This is a genomic window from Actinomadura craniellae (assembly GCF_003289645.1).
Taxonomy (GTDB): Bacteria; Actinomycetota; Actinomycetes; order Streptosporangiales; family Streptosporangiaceae; genus Actinomadura_D; species Actinomadura_D craniellae.
Map to the genome: position 1 here is coordinate 126,447 of NZ_QLYX01000020.1, position 17,336 is coordinate 143,782.

Annotated in this window: 17 protein-coding genes; 12 read left to right on the top strand and 5 right to left on the bottom strand. The window is 69.4% G+C overall.

Translation table 11 applies throughout. From position 1 onward, the window contains the following. The first annotated feature begins 78 nt into the window (after window positions 1–78). Together DPM19_RS31595 and DPM19_RS31600 are read left to right on the top strand one after the other, a co-directional pair. Window positions 79–1,239: an NAD(P)/FAD-dependent oxidoreductase gene (locus DPM19_RS31595; protein WP_111871744.1), complete on the top strand. Its 1,161-nt coding sequence runs from the start codon at window positions 79–81 to the stop codon at window positions 1,237–1,239. A gap of 200 nt (window positions 1,240–1,439) precedes the next feature. After that, window positions 1,440–2,339 (top strand): RNA polymerase sigma-70 factor, encoded by a 900-nt coding sequence (locus DPM19_RS31600; RefSeq protein ID WP_111871745.1) that lies wholly within the window; start codon window positions 1,440–1,442, stop codon window positions 2,337–2,339. 84 nt (window positions 2,340–2,423) lie between these two features. On the opposite strand, the gene DPM19_RS31605 is transcribed toward DPM19_RS31600, so the two are convergent. After that, window positions 2,424–2,990, bottom strand: coding sequence for a Uma2 family endonuclease (locus DPM19_RS31605; RefSeq protein WP_111871746.1), 567 nt, complete (start codon window positions 2,988–2,990; stop codon window positions 2,424–2,426). Window positions 2,991–3,127: 137 nt separating this feature from the next. On the opposite strand from DPM19_RS31605, the gene DPM19_RS31610 reads away from it, so the two are divergent. Both DPM19_RS31610 and DPM19_RS31615 read left to right on the top strand, forming a co-directional pair. Continuing rightward, window positions 3,128–3,517: a DUF2625 family protein gene (locus DPM19_RS31610; RefSeq protein ID WP_199485388.1), complete on the top strand. Its 390-nt coding sequence runs from the start codon at window positions 3,128–3,130 to the stop codon at window positions 3,515–3,517. 128 nt (window positions 3,518–3,645) lie between these two features. Then, window positions 3,646–4,062 carry a glutaredoxin domain-containing protein gene (locus tag DPM19_RS31615; protein ID WP_233510981.1) on the top strand — a complete coding sequence of 139 codons (417 nt, stop codon included), beginning with the start codon at window positions 3,646–3,648 and terminating at the stop codon, window positions 4,060–4,062. A 181-nt stretch (window positions 4,063–4,243) separates the two neighbouring features. On the opposite strand, the gene DPM19_RS35555 is transcribed toward DPM19_RS31615, so the two are convergent. Beyond that, window positions 4,244–4,930 carry a hypothetical protein gene (locus DPM19_RS35555; RefSeq protein ID WP_158566960.1) on the bottom strand — a complete coding sequence of 229 codons (687 nt, stop codon included), beginning with the start codon at window positions 4,928–4,930 and terminating at the stop codon, window positions 4,244–4,246. Window positions 4,931–5,051: 121 nt separating this feature from the next. Continuing rightward, window positions 5,052–5,936, bottom strand: coding sequence for an NAD(P)-dependent oxidoreductase (locus tag DPM19_RS31625; protein ID WP_111871749.1), 885 nt, complete (start codon window positions 5,934–5,936; stop codon window positions 5,052–5,054). A 33-nt stretch (window positions 5,937–5,969) separates the two neighbouring features. On the opposite strand from DPM19_RS31625, the gene DPM19_RS31630 reads away from it, so the two are divergent. From DPM19_RS31630 to DPM19_RS31645, 4 genes are all read left to right on the top strand, one after another. Next, window positions 5,970–6,320: a winged helix-turn-helix transcriptional regulator gene (locus DPM19_RS31630; protein ID WP_111871750.1), complete on the top strand. Its 351-nt coding sequence runs from the start codon at window positions 5,970–5,972 to the stop codon at window positions 6,318–6,320. A 176-nt stretch (window positions 6,321–6,496) separates the two neighbouring features. Then, a complete protein-coding gene (locus DPM19_RS31635) occupies window positions 6,497–7,105 on the top strand; it encodes a Uma2 family endonuclease (RefSeq protein WP_111871751.1) in 609 nt (202 codons plus the stop codon). Window positions 7,106–7,262: 157 nt separating this feature from the next. After that, the gene (locus DPM19_RS31640) at window positions 7,263–7,493 is read left to right on the top strand and encodes an SEL1-like repeat protein (RefSeq protein ID WP_111871752.1); all 231 of its coding nucleotides are present in this window, start codon (window positions 7,263–7,265) and stop codon (window positions 7,491–7,493) included. Between the two features lie 422 nt (window positions 7,494–7,915). Beyond that, window positions 7,916–8,374: an SgcJ/EcaC family oxidoreductase gene (locus DPM19_RS31645; protein WP_111871772.1), complete on the top strand. Its 459-nt coding sequence runs from the start codon at window positions 7,916–7,918 to the stop codon at window positions 8,372–8,374. Window positions 8,375–8,588: 214 nt separating this feature from the next. Here the strand turns inward: DPM19_RS31645 and DPM19_RS31650 are convergent, their stop codons facing one another. Both DPM19_RS31650 and DPM19_RS31660 read right to left on the bottom strand, forming a co-directional pair. Beyond that, window positions 8,589–9,170 carry an ISAs1 family transposase gene (locus DPM19_RS31650; RefSeq protein WP_111871753.1) on the bottom strand — a complete coding sequence of 194 codons (582 nt, stop codon included), beginning with the start codon at window positions 9,168–9,170 and terminating at the stop codon, window positions 8,589–8,591. Window positions 9,171–9,537: 367 nt separating this feature from the next. Continuing rightward, the gene (locus DPM19_RS31660) at window positions 9,538–12,756 is read right to left on the bottom strand and encodes a BTAD domain-containing putative transcriptional regulator (RefSeq protein WP_111871755.1); all 3,219 of its coding nucleotides are present in this window, start codon (window positions 12,754–12,756) and stop codon (window positions 9,538–9,540) included. 232 nt (window positions 12,757–12,988) lie between these two features. Here DPM19_RS31660 and DPM19_RS31665 point away from each other — a divergent pair, with 232 nt between their 5' ends. The 4 genes from DPM19_RS31665 to DPM19_RS31680 all read left to right on the top strand — a co-directional run bounded on the left by DPM19_RS31665 (window position 12,989) and on the right by DPM19_RS31680 (window position 17,258). Then, window positions 12,989–14,449, top strand: coding sequence for an alpha-L-fucosidase (locus DPM19_RS31665; RefSeq protein WP_111871756.1), 1,461 nt, complete (start codon window positions 12,989–12,991; stop codon window positions 14,447–14,449). Between the two features lie 63 nt (window positions 14,450–14,512). Further along, a complete protein-coding gene (locus DPM19_RS31670; protein ID WP_111871757.1) occupies window positions 14,513–15,142 on the top strand; it encodes an NADPH-dependent FMN reductase in 630 nt (209 codons plus the stop codon). Then, the gene (locus DPM19_RS31675; RefSeq protein WP_111871758.1) at window positions 15,142–16,767 is read left to right on the top strand and encodes an MFS transporter; all 1,626 of its coding nucleotides are present in this window, start codon (window positions 15,142–15,144) and stop codon (window positions 16,765–16,767) included. Before DPM19_RS31670 ends, DPM19_RS31675 begins: the two co-directional genes overlap by 1 nt. A gap of 194 nt (window positions 16,768–16,961) precedes the next feature. Then, on the top strand, window positions 16,962–17,258 hold the full coding sequence (locus DPM19_RS31680) for an FAD-dependent oxidoreductase (protein WP_111871759.1): 297 nt from the start codon (window positions 16,962–16,964) through the stop codon (window positions 17,256–17,258). Window positions 17,259–17,336: the final 78 nt, after the last annotated feature.

Sequence of the window (17,336 nt, forward strand, 5' to 3'; positions counted from 1 at the left end):
ACGTCTCATCCGCGGACCCGTTACGCCGGGTGCGCGGCCGGTGTCTCAAGGGCGAGTCCACAACACGAGGGAGGCACGATGAGCGGGAACAACGTCGAGGTGGTCGTGGTCGGCGGCGGGTACGGGGGCGTGATGGCGGCCAATCGCCTGGCCCGCCACGACGGCGTGTCGGTGACCCTGGTCAATCCGCGTCCCGACTTCGTCGAGCGGATCCGCCTGCACCAGTTCGTGACCGGTTCCGATGACGCGGTCGAGAGCTTCGGTTCGCTGCTGGGCGGGAACGTCCGGCTGGTGGTCGACACCGCGACCCGGATCGACGCCGCCGGGCGCCGGGTGTCGCTGGCGGGCGGTGGCACGGTCTCCTACGACTACCTCGTCTACGCGGTGGGGAGCGGCGCCGCCGATCCCGGCGTGCCCGGAGCGGCGGAGTTCGCCTACACGGTGACGGACCTCGAAGGGGCGGAACAGCTGCGCACGGCGCTGGCCGCGACGCCCGCGACGGCCCCGGTGACCGTGGTCGGGGCCGGCCCGACCGGCATGGAGACCGCCGCCGAGCTGGCGGAAACGGGCCGCAAGGTCACCCTGGTCTGCGGCGAGGTGCTCGGCCCCTCCCTGCACCCCCAGGGCCGCCGCCCGGTCGCCCGGCGGCTCGCCAAGCTGGGTGTGACCGTCCTCGAAGGTCCCCGGGCGCGGGTGACGGAAGTGACGCGCGACGCCGTACGGCTCGCCGACGGCCACGAACTGCCCAGCGCGGTGACGATCTGGACCGCGGGCTTCCACGTCCCGGACCTGGCCGCCCGCAGCGGGCTGCGCACCGACGCCGACGGCCGCCTGCTCACCGACTCGACGCTGACCAGCGTGGGCGATGCGCGCATCGTCGCCGCCGGGGACGCGGCCGTGATGACGGAGCGGCCGTTCCGGATGAGCTGCCAGGCCGCCGTGCAACTCGGTGCGGGGGCCGCCACCACGGTCCTGCGCCGGATCGCGGGGAAGACACCCACCCCCGTCCGGTTGATCTTCGGCGGGCAGTGCATCAGCCTCGGCCGGAACACGGGCGTCGCCCAGTTCTCCTACCTGAACGACAAGGTGAACGCGCTGCACATCAGCGGGCGGCTCGGCGCCAACGTCAAGGAGTTCGCCTGCAATCTCCCCCTCAAGCAGATGGCGTCCGGGGCACGCAAGGCCGGTTCCCGCGCATCCCACGGCGGGTACCGGTCGCCCGGAAACGCCTCAGCCTGAACACCGCCCAACGCCCTGTTCGGCCGGTCCAGCCGGACAGGGCCGGGCTGAAGTGACGAGCACACGACGCCGCGGCCGGGCGTCGGGGGTGCCGACCCGGCCTGATCAGCGGGGATGCTCCGCCGGCAGCGGACCGGGTACATGTTCCGCAGCCCGTCACCGGCACCCGGGGCCGACCACGAGGGAGCGAAGCGCAGGACATGAACGACCACAGCACCGACGACCTCGCGACGGAGTCCTTCGTCAGCTACCGCGACCTGCTGTTCACCGTCGCCTACGAGATGCTCGGATCGGCGGCGGACGCCGAGGACGTCCTCCAGGAGGTCTGGCTGCGCTGGGTCAAGGTCGACCTGGCGCAGGTGCGGGACCAGCGCGCCTACCTGGTACGGATCACGACCCGGCAGGCGCTCAACCGGCTGCGCACCCTCAGCCGGCGCAAGGAGGCCTACGTCGGCCCCTGGCTGCCCGAGCCCCTGCTCACCACGCCCGACGTGGCCGAGGACGTCGAACTGGCCGAGAGCCTGTCGCTGGCGCTCATGTTCGTCCTCGAAACCCTCGCCCCCACCGAACGCGCCGTCTTCGTGCTGCACGAGGTCTTCGACATCGGCTACGACGACATCGCGGCCGCGATCGGCAAGAGCCCCGCCGCCGCACGCCAGATCGCCTACCGCGCACGCCGGCACGTCGACGCCCGCCGGCCGCGCACACCGGTCTCCCCGGAGGAGACCCGGGCCGTGCTGGACTCGTTCCAGCGCGCGCTCGTGACCGGGGACCTGCAGGGGCTGCTCGACGTCCTCGCCCCGGACGTCGTCTTCGTCAGCGACGGCGGCGGCCTCAGGCAGGCGGCCCTGCGGCCGGTCGCCGGCGTCGACAAGGTGCTCGCCTACATGGCCGGCAGCGTCGCCAAGGCCGGCGGCGCCTTCACCAGCGAACCCACGACGGTCAACGGCAACCCCGGGCTCATCCTGCGCCTGGACGGCGTGATCGACGGCGTGCTGGCCTTCCGCGTGGAGAACACCCGCGTCACGGGCCTCTACTACGTCCGCAACCCCGAAAAACTCACCCGGGTCGAGTCCGAAACCCCCCTCACCTCCCGCTGACCGCCCCCGCGCCACGGCCGACCGAGGTGCGCGGCCACGACAAAGGCGAAGACGGCCCGGCCACGTCCCGGTGGCCTGGCGGGATCAGATCGTGCCGAGGTCGATCTCCACCGGGAAGGGCGCCGCGACCTTGACCACCCCGGTGAACACCTCCCCGTCCCGGTAGATCCCGGCCGCCGGGTCGAGCACGTAGGTGTACACCAGCGGGACGCCGGTGGCGGCCTGCTCGATCCGCCAGTAGAAAGCGATACCGGCCCTGGCGTACTGATCGGCCTTCACGATCCGGTCGGTGGTCTCCGAGCCCGGCGAGACGACCTCGGCGACCAGCAGCACATGCTCGGGGCGCGTAGGCGTGACATCAATCGTGTCCGCGCGGTACACGACGACATCCGGACGGCGGTTGGTGAGCGGCACATCCCGCAACCGGACGTCGAAGTCGGTATCGGCGTTCCAGTCCGGGCCCGCGGCGCTCTCCAGCGCGTTCGCCAGGATCCGGGCCAAGCGGTTATGGCGCTTGGACGCGCTGGGACTCACGACGACCATCCCGTCCACGATCTCTATGCCCGCGCACTGCTCCTCGGACCAGGAGTCGTACTGCTCTGCCGTGATCTGTTCGTGCATCCACGCGGGGGCGACCATCTCGGCGGTCATGGTGTGCCTCCCTGAACCCGCTCGACGGGCCTGGTCCTGACCGCCCCAGCCTACTGTCCCCACACCCGCGCGGGCGCTTCCCGAACCGCCCGTTCCAGCTCCGAGGTCTCGGCAGCGGCGGGGACGGCCTCCCCGACGTGGCGGCCGAGGCCGATCCGGCGTCACGCTGGCTCGTGGTGGGCCACGACGTGCTGGGTGGCCAGTTCGCCTGGGTGCCGGCCGAGCCCGGGGCGCCACCCACGATCCACTACTTCGGCCCGGACGATCTCGGCTGGCAGAACCTGGAACAGGGGTACGCCGACTGGCTGTACGCCGTGCTCGCCGGCTCGCTGACCCGGTTCTACGAGACCCTGCGCTGGCCCGGCTGGGAGACCGAAGTGGCCGCACTCGGGCTGGACGAAGGCATCCACACCTGGCCGCCGCCATCGACCGTGGAGGGCGAGGACCTGTCCAAGGTCTCCCGAAAGGCCGTTCTCATGGCGGGACTGGTCTCCTTCCACCACGAGATGGCACGGCAACTCGGCTGAGCCGACCCGATACCGGTGGTCCGATCCCTGCCCTGACGGGCACGCTCGACCTCGCACGCACGCCGCACCCGTTCACCGGAACCGCGGTGCTCGTTCACGCGACCGGCGGAAGGGAGTAGCGTGCGTCCGTGGTGCGTAGGTGGATGCTTCCCGTCCTGTTGGTGACGATCGGCCTGGTCGTCGCCGGCACGCAGGATTGGCCGTGGGCGGCGGCCTGGCTGGTGCCGTACGTGCTGGTGGCGGGGCTGCTGTCACCGTTGGTCTTTCCGCGGTCCCGCACCCAGGCCGAGGCCGAACGGCGGAGCGCGGTGGATGGGCGGCCGATCGTCTACTGGCGGCCCGGCTGCAAGTTCTGCCTGCGGTTGCGGCTGAAGCTCGGCCGGAACGCCCGGCTCGTCCACTGGGTGGACATCTGGCGGGATCCGGCGGGCGCCGCCGTGGTGCGGGGCATCGCGGACGGCAACGAGACGGTGCCGACCGTCGTCGTGGCGGGGGAAGGCCGGGTCAACCCCGATCCGGCCTGGCTCCGGTCGCAGCTTCGCTGAGGCCCTTCCCGTGACCGGTCCTCAGGCGTGTTTCGAAGTGGGCCGGGTTCCGATGGCCTTGGTTCGCTCGCACGGGACCCGGCCGCCCTGACGGGGCACGCCTTGCCTGCCCCGGTGATCGTTGAGGATAGGTGGTGCTCTGACACCACCTATCCTCAACGATCACCGGCCCGGTGGGTGGTCAGCGCACGGTGACGTAGTCGGTGGGGCTTTCGGCCCTCATGTGGGTGGCGGAACCCTTGTAGACGGCCCGCCAGGTGCCCGAACGGGTGGCGGTGATGGCCTTGCGGACGTAGCCGGCGGAGTCCGTTTTCGCGACCGTCACGTACGACCAGGTCTTCCCGCCGTACGGGCGGAAGTAGATGTAGACCCACTGCCCCGCGTAACCGGCCCAGCGGCTCTTGAGCTGGATCACCCCGGTGTACAGGTAGACGCGCTGGCCCTTGCGGGCGGGTTCCGGGGAGACGTTGAGGAAGGTCATGTCGGTGCCGGTGCGCTTGTCCACCCGCACCGGGGCGGTGGCGACGCCGGTGCCCTTGACCAGGACCCGCCAGTAGCCGTCGCGCGAGGTGCTGAAGCCGAACGCGAAACGGCCCTGCTTGTCGAGCCAGTGCTCCACCTGCGAGGTCCACGTCTTCTTGTCGGTGGAGAACTGGAGCTCGACCCACACGAAGGTCTCGCTCTGGTTCGTGGACTCCGCCGCGCGGGTCCCGAGAACCTGCCCCGACACCTGGAAGCTCGAGGCGGTCACCTGCGGCGACACGGTGAACGCGGTGAACCTGACCTCCTCGGCCACAGCGGGCGACGCGGACACCAGCGTGCCGGCGAGAGCGGCGGCCGCGACAAAGGCCAGAGGACGACGACGCATGCACGACTCCAGTTCGTTCACACCAGACGAACCGCCAAGCCTGCCAGTTCAAGATCACTACACGGTCACGCGAACCGCCGGCCGCGTGACCGACGGTTCGACCAGCACCCGGCAGCGGCCTTCAGCGCCGTCCCAGCATCTCGGTGACCCGCATGAACCCGTCGGTGCCGTGGCCCAGCCCGATGACCCGGCGGGCCATGCCTTCGGCCGCGCGCATCACGCCGGCGTCGATACCGTGCGCCTCGGAGGTGTGGACGACATGGGCCATCGACGATGTCGCGGAGGTGATCGGGTTGTCTTCACCGGAGAAGCTGCCCGTGTCCACCTCCTCCGCGACCTCCTCGAAGATGGGAGGAAGGATCGCGCCGATGCCCTTGGCGAAGGGTGCCAGCTCCCGGGCCGTGACACCCTCCGCCTTCGCCACCGCCAGCGCGTGCGCGTAGCCCGCCATCGCGGTCCAGAAGATGTCGAGCAGTGCGATGTCGTACGCCGCCGCCCGGCCGATCTCCTCGCCGAGGTGGGTGTGGGTGCCGCCCAGCGCGTTCAGCACCGGCCGATGCTCCCGGTAAAGCTCTTCGGGACCGCTGTAGATGACCACCGCGTCCGCGGTTCCGATGGTGGTGGCCGGCGTCATGATCGCACCGTCCAGGTACCAAATCCCGTGCCCGGTGGCCCACCGCTCGGTGTCCCGGGCCCGGCCCGGAGTGTCGGCGGTCAGGCTGACAGCGGTACGCCCGTTGAGGGCAGCGGTGACCGCGTCGCGTCTCAGGATGGCGTCCGACGCGTCGTAGTTCACCACGCAGACCACGGTCAGCCCGCTCGCGGCGACCGCTTCTTCGGCCGACCGGACGCTGACCGCGCCCCGCTCGACCAGCTCCCGATCCCTGCCCGGCGTCCGGTTCCATACGGTCGTCCGCAGGCCGGCGTTCAGGAACGCGCCGGCCAGGGCCCGGCCCATCGGCCCCAAACCGAGCACCGTGACAGAATCGTCGGTGTACGAGGTCATGATTCAACTCCAAATGGTGGAAACGGGACGAAGATGACGCGCAGTCGTGCCCAGGACCTGAACGTCTGCGGAGTGACCGCCGCGATCGCCGTGATCGACGGCAAATGGAAGACGGCCCTGCTCTGGCTGCTGGAATCCGGCCCGCGCCGCCCCGGAGAGCTACGCAGGCAACTGCCCGGCCTCACGGAGAAGGTGCTGACTCAGGCGCTCCGGGAGATGGAGGCCGACGGGCTGGTGCACCGGGAGGTCTACGAGGTGCTGCCGTTGAAGACCGAGTACTCCCTCACCACGTTCGGCCGCGAACTCTCCGAGGCACTGGCCCCCCTTTCCGACTGGGGCCACCGCCGCCTGGACAAACTCGCCGAAGCCCGCCCGGCCTCCTGATACACCAGCCGACCTCCCCATCCACCCATGACCAGACTCGCCCCGGCCCCACCGGAGAACAAGTACCCACAAAAAGGTGGCTACCGCAGGCGGTGAAGCCGCCGCAGGGATGCGGCACGCGCAGACCCCTGGCCCGCCAGCAACGCCGAACCGAGGGATCGGGGCACACTGGGTGGATGCGGTACAGGAAGAACCCCACCGTGCCCGCGATGGCTCTCCCATTGCCGTCCGGCGACACCTGGACCCGGGCAGACTATGCGGCGCTGCCCGAAGACCTCCCTGTACGTGTGAGCCTCATCCACGGGGAGCTCATCGTGCGCCCCCGGCCCCACCCCATCCATCAGCGCATCGCGCGGCGCCTGGCCACCCGTATCGAAGAGGCCGCCCTCGACACCTGGCAGGTCGATACGGACGTGGACGTTCTCGTGGACGACGACGAGGTGGAGCCAGTCGAGATCGCTCCCGATATCGTCGTGTACTCGACTGAGCATGACGTGTACGAACGCCCCATCCCTGCCGCTCTGGTCACCCTCGTCGTCGAGGTGGTGTCACCGTCCACCAAGCGTAAGGACCGGCGGGTACGACCAGTTCTGTACGCGGAGGCCGGAATCCGGCACTACTGGCAAGTGGAGACCGACCAGACCGCACCGGCGTTCGCGATCTACACCTATGAGCTCGACGATGCCACCGACAGCTACGTCCCAACCGGCGTGCACCACGACCGGATCACCACGCCCCTGTCCCTCGCCCTCGACATCGACCTCAAGGCCGTCCGCAACCGCTGACGTCACGTGGCGAGCAGCAGGCCGCCGAACTCTCACCGGAGATACGCCAGCAGGGCAGCATCCGATGGCGCGGACGGGGCATGCCAGTGCTGGTGACTTCATCGCACGCAGGTCTCCACTCCCGTGGCTCCCGGGAGCCAGTGGCTCTGGGTTGGTCATGTTCGCCGCCGCTCTCTGCTACCGGGACGGAACCGGCACCGCCCCCGACCCCGTCCAGGCCGTCCGCTGGTTCCTCAACATGCTTGACGTCGGTAATGGCGACGGCGTCCACGAGGCGATCCAACTCGCACGCTCCATGACCGAGGAACAGATCAACCAAGCCGCCAAGCTCGCGGGCCGCGAGCCCGACGCCCACACGCTCATCTCCACAGCCCACCGCCTCCCTTGACCTCAAACTGGGGTTCTCCCAGCATTCGGTCGTCGGGTTCTCGCCCTTCTCCACGGCTCGATAGAGGCGTGTGATGTGCGCGATCGAGTCGTCGCGGTTGCTCACGGTAAGCACCTCGTCCTGCGTCGAAAGTGCACCCATAATCGCCCCCTGGCTCGCGATGCAGACGACATCGCCCTCGGCAGTTGGACCACATCTTCATCAGTTCGTTCCGGCCCGAGATCACGGACTCGTGCGGCCTGGCTGACCTTCCGCTGTCGATCTCTCGCGTTCGGGGGTGTTCGCTCTTGTTGCCGTCACGGTTGCCGCCAGTCATCCCCATACACACATGTTCGCGGTACTCGTGCTGGCTGCTCCGCGATTGCCTCGCCCAGCAGAACCGCCTTGACCTCAAGTCAAATTGAGGTTTTAGGATGAACTTCATGAGCGTAACGAACCTTGACGCACAGACACGCGAAGCCGAGATCGAAGCGATCAAGCAGGTGGTTGCCACGGTCGAACATGCCCAGAACAACGAGCTTCCCGAAGAGTTCCTCAGTTTGTTCCGGGCCGATGCGATCTGGACGACGGGCGGCGGCAAGCGCCTCTATGGCCTCGACGAGATCACGACCTTCACCCACCAGGTACTCCCCGGTGGGATGGAGGGCCTGTCAATCACGTTCGAGTTGGAGCACGTCCTGTTCATCCGCCCCGATGTCGCCGCCATCAAGCTGCGCCAGGTGTATCAAACCCCCGACGGGCCGGATGTGGGCTCTCCGCTGTGGGTCATGGCGAAGGAAGACGGGCAATGGCGCCTGACCGCTAGCCAGAACATCGGCGCGGCCGACGACGAGTTGATGGCAGGAGCAGAAAGCAGACCCATCTTCGATCCCGAAACCTGACCAGAGCCTCGCTGCGACTACCGCCACTCGCTAAGCGGCATGGACCGAGATGGATTCCATTCGCGAATAGGTCAAATGAGTCTGGCGGTGAAGCCTGCTTCGACCAAACGGTGGAAAGCTGCTTCCACGTGGGTTGGCATGTCTTGCGCAGGGACACGGCAAAGTCGTGAATTCGGGCTGTGGCCTGCGGTGATGTGGCTGGGGGTGGGGTCGTTCATGTGGTCTGGAGGAGGGTGAGGGTGCGTTGGGGGTCGCGGGCGTGGTGGCGGTTGGCTTCGGCGATGTTGGTCTTGCCGTCCAGGCGCAGGAGGCTGATCGCGGTGTTGCGCAAGGACGCCATGACACGGGGTGCGTTGCCGGTTCTGACCAGGGAACTGTCTTCCCGGTAGGTGACGTCGCGGACCCAGTGGAGCTTGTTCTCGATCTCCCAGTGGCCGCGGACCCAGGCGGCGAGGGCGGCGGGAGGGGCGGTACGGACGTCGGCGCTGGTGATCAGGTAGACGACCTCGACGGTCTTCTTGCCTTTCTTGGTGACGGTGCGGCGGAGCTGCGCGATCTGGGAGGCTCCGGTGAAGGCGATCCAGGCCGGGACCGCGGCGACCTTGATGGTGCGGCGGACCCTGCGGCCGTGGTCTTTGGAGACCGTTGAGACCGAGGGGATCTGCGCCCAGGGCAGGGCCTTCAACCTGTGGTGCAGGGTGGGCATGTTCCCCTTGATGGTCATCACGTAGTGCGCTCCCCTCCCGATGATCAGCGCGGCCGTGTCGGTCTGGGCGTGCAGCGCATCCAGCGTGATGACAGCCCCTGCCCGATCGCCGCGAACGACCGCGACCCCGCCACCACCGCCGCGATCCCCACCGCCGGCAAGCCGGCCAGCCGATGCCGACGCCCCCGCCTCTTCCTCGGGTCCGGAACCTGAACGAGAAGATCAATCAGATACTGGCTGCGAGCAGCCGGAATAAGCGAAGATGTCATCGGCGGGCGGGCGTCCCTCACGGCAGACGATGGTGAGCGTAGGAACTTCCATCGTTCCGCCCGGACCCCGCCCACCCCTCACGGACACGCCGGACATCCCACCCGCTATCGCGACACCCCAGGCCACAGCCCTACTCCCGGCCCACCGCATGACTTTGCCGTGTCCCTGAGAGCGCCCCGAGCACGTTTCAGGACGGCGGGGTCAGGGATTCCACCAGTGCCTTGGGATCCGCGGCGGCGCCCTGGGCCCGCTCGGCGGCCAGGTCCGCGTCGGTCAGCTCAGTGCGGATGGCGGCCGTCGCACGGTCGACATCGTTTCGTTCGAGGGGCGGCAGGGGCGCTCCGACGCCGTTGCGGAGCGTCTCGGCGGCGCCCAGCAAGCGGGCCGCCTCGCGGGCGTGGCCGGCCAAGGCCTGCGCACCGGCCAGTCCTTCGAGGGCGAGCGCGCTCTCGCGCGGGGCGCGGGAATCGCGGGCGGCGGTGAAGCTCCTGAGCTGAAGCAGGTGCGCTGTGCGCGCGTCGCCGCGGAGCTCTGCGACGTAGCCCAACTCGGCCACGACCAGGGCGGCGCCGTCGACCTCCGCCGAGCGCAGCCAGTCGAGGACGCCGCGCAGGTGCTTCTCCGCTTCGTCGAGGCGTCCTTCGCGGCGGGCTCCCAGGCCCAGGCCCAGCTCGGCGTACTTCTCACCGAACGTGTCGGACCGGCCCGCGGCGATCCGCATGGCGCGCTCGTGGAACTCCCGGCTTCGGGCGTGCGCGCCGGTCAGCATGGCGACCCGGCCGAGGCCCGACAGATGCCAGGAGACTTCTGACCACAGGCCGAGGTCTTCGGCGACGCGCAGGGCCTCACGGTGCAGCCGGGCCGCACGTTCGTAGTCGCCGGTCACCTCGGCCAGCGTGGCGAGCGGGCTGGTCGCCTGGACCTGGCCCCAGGGGTCGCCCTGCTCGCGGAAAGCCCGCAGGCTCCGCTCGCCGTCGCGCTCGACCGCGGCCAGATCGGCTCGCATCAGGGCATGCCAGGTGCGGAGGCTTAGCACCGCCGCGGCTCCCCACTGGTCGCCCAAGGTGCGGAAGGCCGACATGGCGCGATCCGCCAGCTCCCGGCCGACGTGTTCCTCCACCCGGTTGAAGAGCGCGGTGGCCAGGAACCACTGGGCGCGGGCGCGTTCGCCGGGATCGCCGATCTCCTCGCAGCGGCCGACCATGTCGGTGACCAGGTCAGCCGGGGTCACGCGGGCGATCAGGGTGAAACCGGCCTCCCAGACGGTGACCTTGGCCCGGAGCGCGGCCGGGGCGGGGCCGTCGGCGGTGAGCGCGGCACCCATGGAGCGGAGGCCCTCGCGGAGGCGGCCGCGCAGGTACCAGTACCAGGAGGCCGCGCTGACCAGGCGCAAGGCCAGGTGGGCGTCCCCTCGCCGGACCACCGTCTCCAGAGCCTCGCGCAGGTTGGCGGTCTCGTCGTCGAGCCGGCGCAGCCACTCCCGCTGCGCGGGGCCGCGCAGGTGCGGGTCGCCGCGTTCGGCCAGCTCGGTGTAGAAGCGGGCATGCAGATCCCGCAAACGGTCTGTCTCGCCCGCCTCGGTCAGGCGCTCGGCGCAGTAGGCGGCGACCGACTCCAGCAGCCGGTAGCGCGGCGGCTCGTCGTCGGTCACCGTCACCAGGGACCGGTCGACCAGATGGGCCAGCAGGCCGAGCACCTCCCCGGGGGCGACGCCGTCTCCTGAGCACACCGCCTCCGCGGCCTCCAGCGCGCAGCCGTCCACGTGTACCGAGAGCCGGCGCAGTACGGTGCGTTCGGGATCCGACAGGAGTTTCCAGCTCCAGTCGATCATGGCGCGCAGGGTGCGCTGCCTTTCTGGAACGCCTCGCGTGCCGGCGGACAGCACCTGGAAACGGTCGTCCAGGCGGCTCGCCAGCTCGCGTACTCCCAGCGCCCGGACCCGGGTGGCCGCGAGCTCCAGCGCCAGCGGGATGCCGTCGAGCCGGCGGCAGATCGAGGCGACCGCGGCCGCGTTGCCGCGGTCGAGGGTGAAGCCGGGCGCCGCGGCGCTCGCGCGTCGCACGAACAGCTGCACCGCGCCGCTGCGCAGGAGCACCGCGGGGTCGGTCGAGGAGTCGGGCAGGTCGAGCGGCGGCACCGGCCAGAGCTGCTCGCCGGGCACGCCGAGCGCCTCCTGGCTGGTGGTGAGCAGGCGCAGCTCCGGGGCCGCGCGCAGCAGCAGCCCGGCCAGCTCGGCGACGCCGTCGACGACATGTTCGCAGTTGTCGAGGATCAGCAGGATCCGGCCGCCTCCGAGCGCACCGGCCAGGCGCCCGAGCACGTCTGTGGCCCCGCCGGTCACCGCCGAACGCACCAACGCGTCGTCGCGCAGGCCCATGACCTCGGCCACGGCCTCCGCCACCGCGTCCGGAGCGGCGGAATCCGCAGGACTGCGTCCGGCCAGCTCGACGATCCAGATTCCGTCGGGAAACGAGTCGGCCAGCTGAGCCGCCACCTCCACGACGAGACGGGTCTTGCCGACCCCTCCGGGGCCGGTGAGGGTCACCAGGCGGCTGGTCCGCACCAGCGAGACCGCGCTGGAGACGGCCTGCGATCTGCCGATCAGCTCACTGACCGGCGTGGGCAGATTGGAGCGTGAGCCGGGCGCCGGCACCGCGGCGAGCTCGGGGTCCTGCTGAAGAATGGACTGGAACAATGCCACCAGGTCGGCGCCGGGATCGAGTCCCTGGTCCTCGCGGAGCCGCCCGCACAGGTCCTGGTAGCTCTCCAGCGCCTCAGCCTGGCGCCCCGACCGGTACAGGGCCCGCATCTGGGCGGCACGGAGCCGTTCGCGCAAGGGGTGCAGGTTCACCAGGTCGGTCAGCTCGCCCGCCAGCAGGCTGTGCTCGCCGAGCTCGAGCCGCGCCTCCGCCTGGGCCTCCAGGGCGGTCAGCCGTTGCTCCTCGAGCCGCGAGATCGTAGGCCGGGCGAACTCCTCGTCGGCGAAGTCGGACAGCGCCGACCCGCGCCACAAGGCGAGCGCCTCCGACAGCAGCGAAGCCCGGGTACGCGCGTCACCGGCGGCATGCGCTCGGGCCACCAGCCGCTGGAACCGGGCGGTGTCGAGCGAGTCGGGCTCGACCCGGATCAGGTATCCGGACGAACCGAAGACCACCAGGTCGCGTCCGCCCGGCTCAGCCTCCTCCAGTGCCCGCCGCAGCTGCGACACCTTCGCACGCAGCGCGGCGTTGGGCTTGCCTGGAACGGCCTCGCCCCACAGGTCGTCGATCAGCCGGTCGACCGACAGCGGCCGGCGTTCGTGCACGAGCAGGTCGGCGAGCAGGGCGCGGACCTTGAGCTCGGGGACGCGGACCGGCCGCCCGTCGACGGTCCACACCTCGAGCGGCCCCAGCAACCCGAATCGCATATCCGTCACCGTAGCCCAGCGGCCCGGGTCGGCAAGGCCGAGCCGGGCAGGAGCGCGAACCGGGACAAGCCGGTGACCTGACACATCGTTCGGCCCCGAATGGTTCCGAGTCGCTGATTCACGAACGCTGGCTTCGCGAACGAAACAGGACGACACCGTGTCCAGGGCGATGAGCAGGGAGACATCGCACTGGAAGTGACGAGGTCGCCGAGCGAGGAAGGCATGACGGAACGTGACACCGAACACCGAGCATTCGAACGGCCGGGTACCCGCGTGGTTCGACGACGCGAAAGTAGGGATCCTCATTCACTGGGGTTCGGCGTCGATGCCGGCGTACGCTCCGGTGCGGCGTTCGAGGACGCTCGACCCTTACTTCGACGGTGATCTGTACGAGCGCGTGGCATCAGAGGCGTGGTGGCGCACCGACCCGGACGCGATGATGTACCAGAACGCGTTGCACCTGCCGGGCAGCGCCGTCTCGCGCTACCACGCCGAGAACTATGGGGACCTGCCCTATGAGGCGTTCGTCGAACGCTTCCGCGACGAGACGATCCCAGGGTGGGATCCCGATCCCTGGACCGACCTGTTCGCCCACGCCGGAGCCCGTTATGTGATCTTTGGAGCCAAGAGCGAGGACGGGTTCCTGCTGTGGCCGAGCGAGCATCCCAACCCCTACCGCGAGGACTGGCAGTCCGAACGTGATGTCGTGGGCGAGCTGGCCGCCTCCGTGCGCGGCCGGAACATGCGTTTCGGCATCTACTACCCCAGCTGGGATTTCACGTTCTCGGACCCGCCCGTCTCCGACCTGACATCGGCGATGGTCGCCGTCCCCCAGGAGGCCGACTACCGCGACCAGTTCGCCGCCCAGTGGCGGGAGCTGATCCTGCGTTACCGGCCGTCGGCCCTCTGGGCCGACTGGGGCGTGTCCCCGCCCGGGACGGATCTGGCGGGCCTCTACTCCTGGTACCACGAGCAGGTCGCCGACGGGCTGTTCAACGACCGGTTCGACCTGGCCGAGCAGACTGCCGGCACCTTGCCGGCCGACTTCGTCACCCCGGAGCGGACGACCGTCCCCCCGGACGACCGCAAGTGGGAAGCGCTCTGGGGACTGAGCAAGAGCTACTGCTTCAACCGGCAGGAAACAGAGGCCGACCACATCGCCCCGACCACCTTGATCCACACCATGGTGGACGTCATAGCGCGCGGCGGCAACATGCTGATCAATGTCGGCCCCACCGGTAGCGGCGCCATCCCGTGGGCACAGGCCCAGCGGCTGCTGGCGGTAGGCCACTGGTTGCGGCTGAACGGTGCGGCGATCTACGGAACCCGACCCTGGACGACCGTCGCCGGGCTCTCCGACGAGGGCCTCCAGGTCCGTTACACGAGCACGTCGGACGCGGTGTACGCCATCGTCCTCGGCGCCCCCCGCACGGCGGCGCTCGGACTCGACCTCCGTCTCGACACGCAGGCGGAGGTCCGCCTGGTGGGCCGGCCGGGTGCGCTCAGGACATCGCGGTCGCCCCACGGGACCGTCGTCGAGCTTCCCGAGCCGGCCGACGACCAGGTGCCCGCCTTCAGCCTGCAGATCACTCCCCGATCCGCCGTTCACCATGTCAACCACGTGATCGACCTCTCGGCGGCGCCGGGTACGGCGTCCTTACCGAACCGTCAGCCGATCCGAACTCCGCCATAACAACGTGCCCGCATGGTTGGAGGCGAGGCCGGATCCGGGGCGAGCCGCCGGGAGGGGGAGACGATGACCGAAGACCGGATGCGCATCGTGATCATTATCGGCGGCGTCCAGGCGGGCCGGTCAGGGCACACGGTGGCGAACTGGTTCGCCTCCCAGGCGTGCCGGCACGGTGAACTCGACGTCGACATCATCGACCTCGCCAAGACCTGGCTCCCGGACGTGCTGACCGACGGCGGGGACAGCCCTCCCCGGCCGGTCCAGGATCTGGCGCCGTGGCTGGAGGCCGCAGACGCCTTCGTCATCGTGACGCCCGAGCACGACCGCGGCTTCCCCGCGTCACTCAAGAACGCCATCGGCTGGTACGGCGAGGTCTGGAAGGCCAAGCCGGTCGGATTCGTGTCCTACGGAGGGCCTGCCGCCGGGCTGCGCGCGGTCGACGCGCTGAAACCGATCTTCACCGAGCTGCACGCGGTGAGCGTCCAGGAGGCCGTCTTCTTTCGCGACCTCGCCACGCAGTTCGATGGCGACGGTCACCCGGTGGATCCCGGCACGTGCAACACCGTGGCCAAGAGCATGCTCGACCAACTCCTCTGGTGGGCCCTAGCGCTGCGCGAAGGCCGATCCAAACGTCCGTACGGCTCCTGGACCTCCGGTTCCACGATCAGAACGACGCATCAGAAAGGAACACCATAATGTCCGCCACCGCCGAAGCCGGGGTCCGCGCAGGGCCCCGCGAGTGGATCGGGCTGGCCGTCCTGGCCCTTCCGACGATCCTCATAGCGCTCGATCTCACCGTGTTGTACATGGCCATCCCGCATCTCGGCGCGGATTTGAACTCCACCAACACGGAGCTGCTGTGGATCACTGACATCTACGGCTTCGTGATCGCGGGATTCCTCATCACGATGGGCACCCTCGGCGACCGGATCGGCCGCCGCAAGCTCCTGCTGTTCGGCGCGACCGCCTTCGGCGCCGCGTCCGTGCTGGCCGCCTATTCGACCAGCTCCGAGATGCTGATCGCGTCCCGTGCGGTGCTCGGACTGGCGGGCGCCACGTTGATGCCCTCCACGCTGGCGCTGATCAGCAACATGTTCAAGGACGCCAAGCAGCGTGCCGTGGCCATCGGCGTATGGCTGATGTCGTTCTCACTCGGCGGCGTGATCGGCCCGGCCATCGGCGGTGCCCTGCTGGAGTGGTTCTGGTGGGGTTCGGTGTTCCTCATGGGCGTGCCGGTCATGGTGCTGCTGCTGATCACCGGACCACTGCTGCTGCCCGAGTTCCGCGACCGCGAGGCCGGGCGGATCGACCTGGTGAGCGTGGTGCTGTCGCTGGGGATGATCCTGCCCAACGTCTACGCGCTCAAGGAGATCGCCAAGGACGGCGTACAGGTCCTGCCGGTGGTCGCCGCCCTGATCGGCGTCACGTTCGGAGTCCTGTTCGTCCGGCGGCAGCGGACGTTGGCGAGCCCGCTGTTCGACCTGCGGCTGTTCAACAACGGCAAGTTCACCGGCGGCCTGCTCGCGATGCTGCTCGGCATGACCACCCTGTACGGGTTCGGTTTCTACTTCGCCCAGTACATGCAGTTGATCGAGGGACTGTCGCCGATCAAGGCCGGGGCGTGGTTCCTGCCGATGGGCGCGGCCACCATCATCGGCTCCATGCTGGCGCCGTTGATCGCCCGCAAGATCCCGCCGGCCCAGGTGATCGCGGCCGGGCTGCTGATCGCGGCCGCCGGATTCGTGCTGGTCTCACAGATCGACACCGGCTCCGACTCGGGCATCGCGCTCCTCGTCGCCGGCGGCGTGCTCCTCGGGGTCGGCATCAACCCTCTGCTGATGCTCACCACCGACCTGATCATCGGCTCGGCCCCGCCGGAGAAGGCCGGGTCGGCCTCCGCGCTGACGGAGACCGGCGGCGAGATCGGCGCGGGTCTGGGGATCGCCGTGTTCGGCACCATCGGCACCACCATCTACAGCGACCAGATCGCCGAGACGATGCCGGAAGGCGTGCCCGCCGCGACCGCGGAGATGGCCAGGGACAGCTTCGCCGGCGCCTTCGCGGCCGCCAAAGAGCTGCCCGCGGACGTGGGCGGCCAACTCGTCGCCGTCGGTCGCGAGGCGTTCCTGAACGGGATGAACGTGGTGGGCGCCATCAGCGCCGTCGTGATGGTGCTCGTCGGCGGCCTGGTGCTCGCCACCCTGCGCGGCGTCCCGCCGATCGGCCAGGCCGCCGAGGGCGAAGGCGAAGAGCCGTCCCCGGCCGAGCATCTCGGGAAGGACTCGCAGCAACCGGACCCGCTCGCCTCCTCCTCTCCGTGAAACCCATCACCACCGCGCGCGTGCGGTGATCAGGGCGTGACGGGCTCCTGGTACGAGCTCGCCGCGCCCTGCTGCGCGCCTTTATCAGCGGCTTGGCATCGGTGCCCGCCGCCGCACAATTTCCTGCTATTCACGCGGCAACCCGTCCGCGATTACTTTGATTCCATTGTCGTCTGAGTCTTGGGAGTCACCCGGTGTCCACTGAGAAAAAGACCGCGATTATCGGGGGAGGCATGGCCGGATGTGCGGCCGCGCATGAAATCACCAAAAAAGGAGGAAAGGCCGTCGTCTATGAGGCGGCTCACGGCCTGGGCGGGCGGGCGAGATCCTGGCACCGGCCGGAACTCGACCCCGACGTGGGAATCAACCTCATGTGCGCCAGCATTTACACGGTCATGTGGGAGATGATCCGGGAGCACGGGCTCGAGGACAGGCTCTCTAATACTCCAGCCGCACTTGGAGATCTCGGTGTGGTGGAGGTCGGGACGTGAGACGGCCACCGCTGCGATCGTGTGGGTGTGTTGGAACCATACGAGCGGCGGTGGCCGTGCTGTCCAATGTAGTGGAGA

Coding starts and splice junctions, on each gene's coding strand:
- DPM19_RS35555 (WP_158566960.1), bottom strand. CDS start 4,930: ATGCGTCGTCGTCCTCTGGCCTTTGTCGCGGCCGCCGCTCTCGCCGGC.
- DPM19_RS31600 (WP_111871745.1), top strand. CDS start 1,440: ATGAACGACCACAGCACCGACGACCTCGCGACGGAGTCCTTCGTCAGC.
- DPM19_RS31675 (WP_111871758.1), top strand. CDS start 15,142: ATGTCCGCCACCGCCGAAGCCGGGGTCCGCGCAGGGCCCCGCGAGTGG.
- DPM19_RS31670 (WP_111871757.1), top strand. CDS start 14,513: ATGACCGAAGACCGGATGCGCATCGTGATCATTATCGGCGGCGTCCAG.
- DPM19_RS31640 (WP_111871752.1), top strand. CDS start 7,263: ATGTTCGCCGCCGCTCTCTGCTACCGGGACGGAACCGGCACCGCCCCC.
- DPM19_RS31645 (WP_111871772.1), top strand. CDS start 7,916: ATGAGCGTAACGAACCTTGACGCACAGACACGCGAAGCCGAGATCGAA.
- DPM19_RS31630 (WP_111871750.1), top strand. CDS start 5,970: ATGACGCGCAGTCGTGCCCAGGACCTGAACGTCTGCGGAGTGACCGCC.
- DPM19_RS31605 (WP_111871746.1), bottom strand. CDS start 2,990: ATGACCGCCGAGATGGTCGCCCCCGCGTGGATGCACGAACAGATCACG.
- DPM19_RS31635 (WP_111871751.1), top strand. CDS start 6,497: ATGCGGTACAGGAAGAACCCCACCGTGCCCGCGATGGCTCTCCCATTG.
- DPM19_RS31595 (WP_111871744.1), top strand. CDS start 79: ATGAGCGGGAACAACGTCGAGGTGGTCGTGGTCGGCGGCGGGTACGGG.
- DPM19_RS31625 (WP_111871749.1), bottom strand. CDS start 5,936: ATGACCTCGTACACCGACGATTCTGTCACGGTGCTCGGTTTGGGGCCG.
- DPM19_RS31660 (WP_111871755.1), bottom strand. CDS start 12,756: ATGCGATTCGGGTTGCTGGGGCCGCTCGAGGTGTGGACCGTCGACGGG.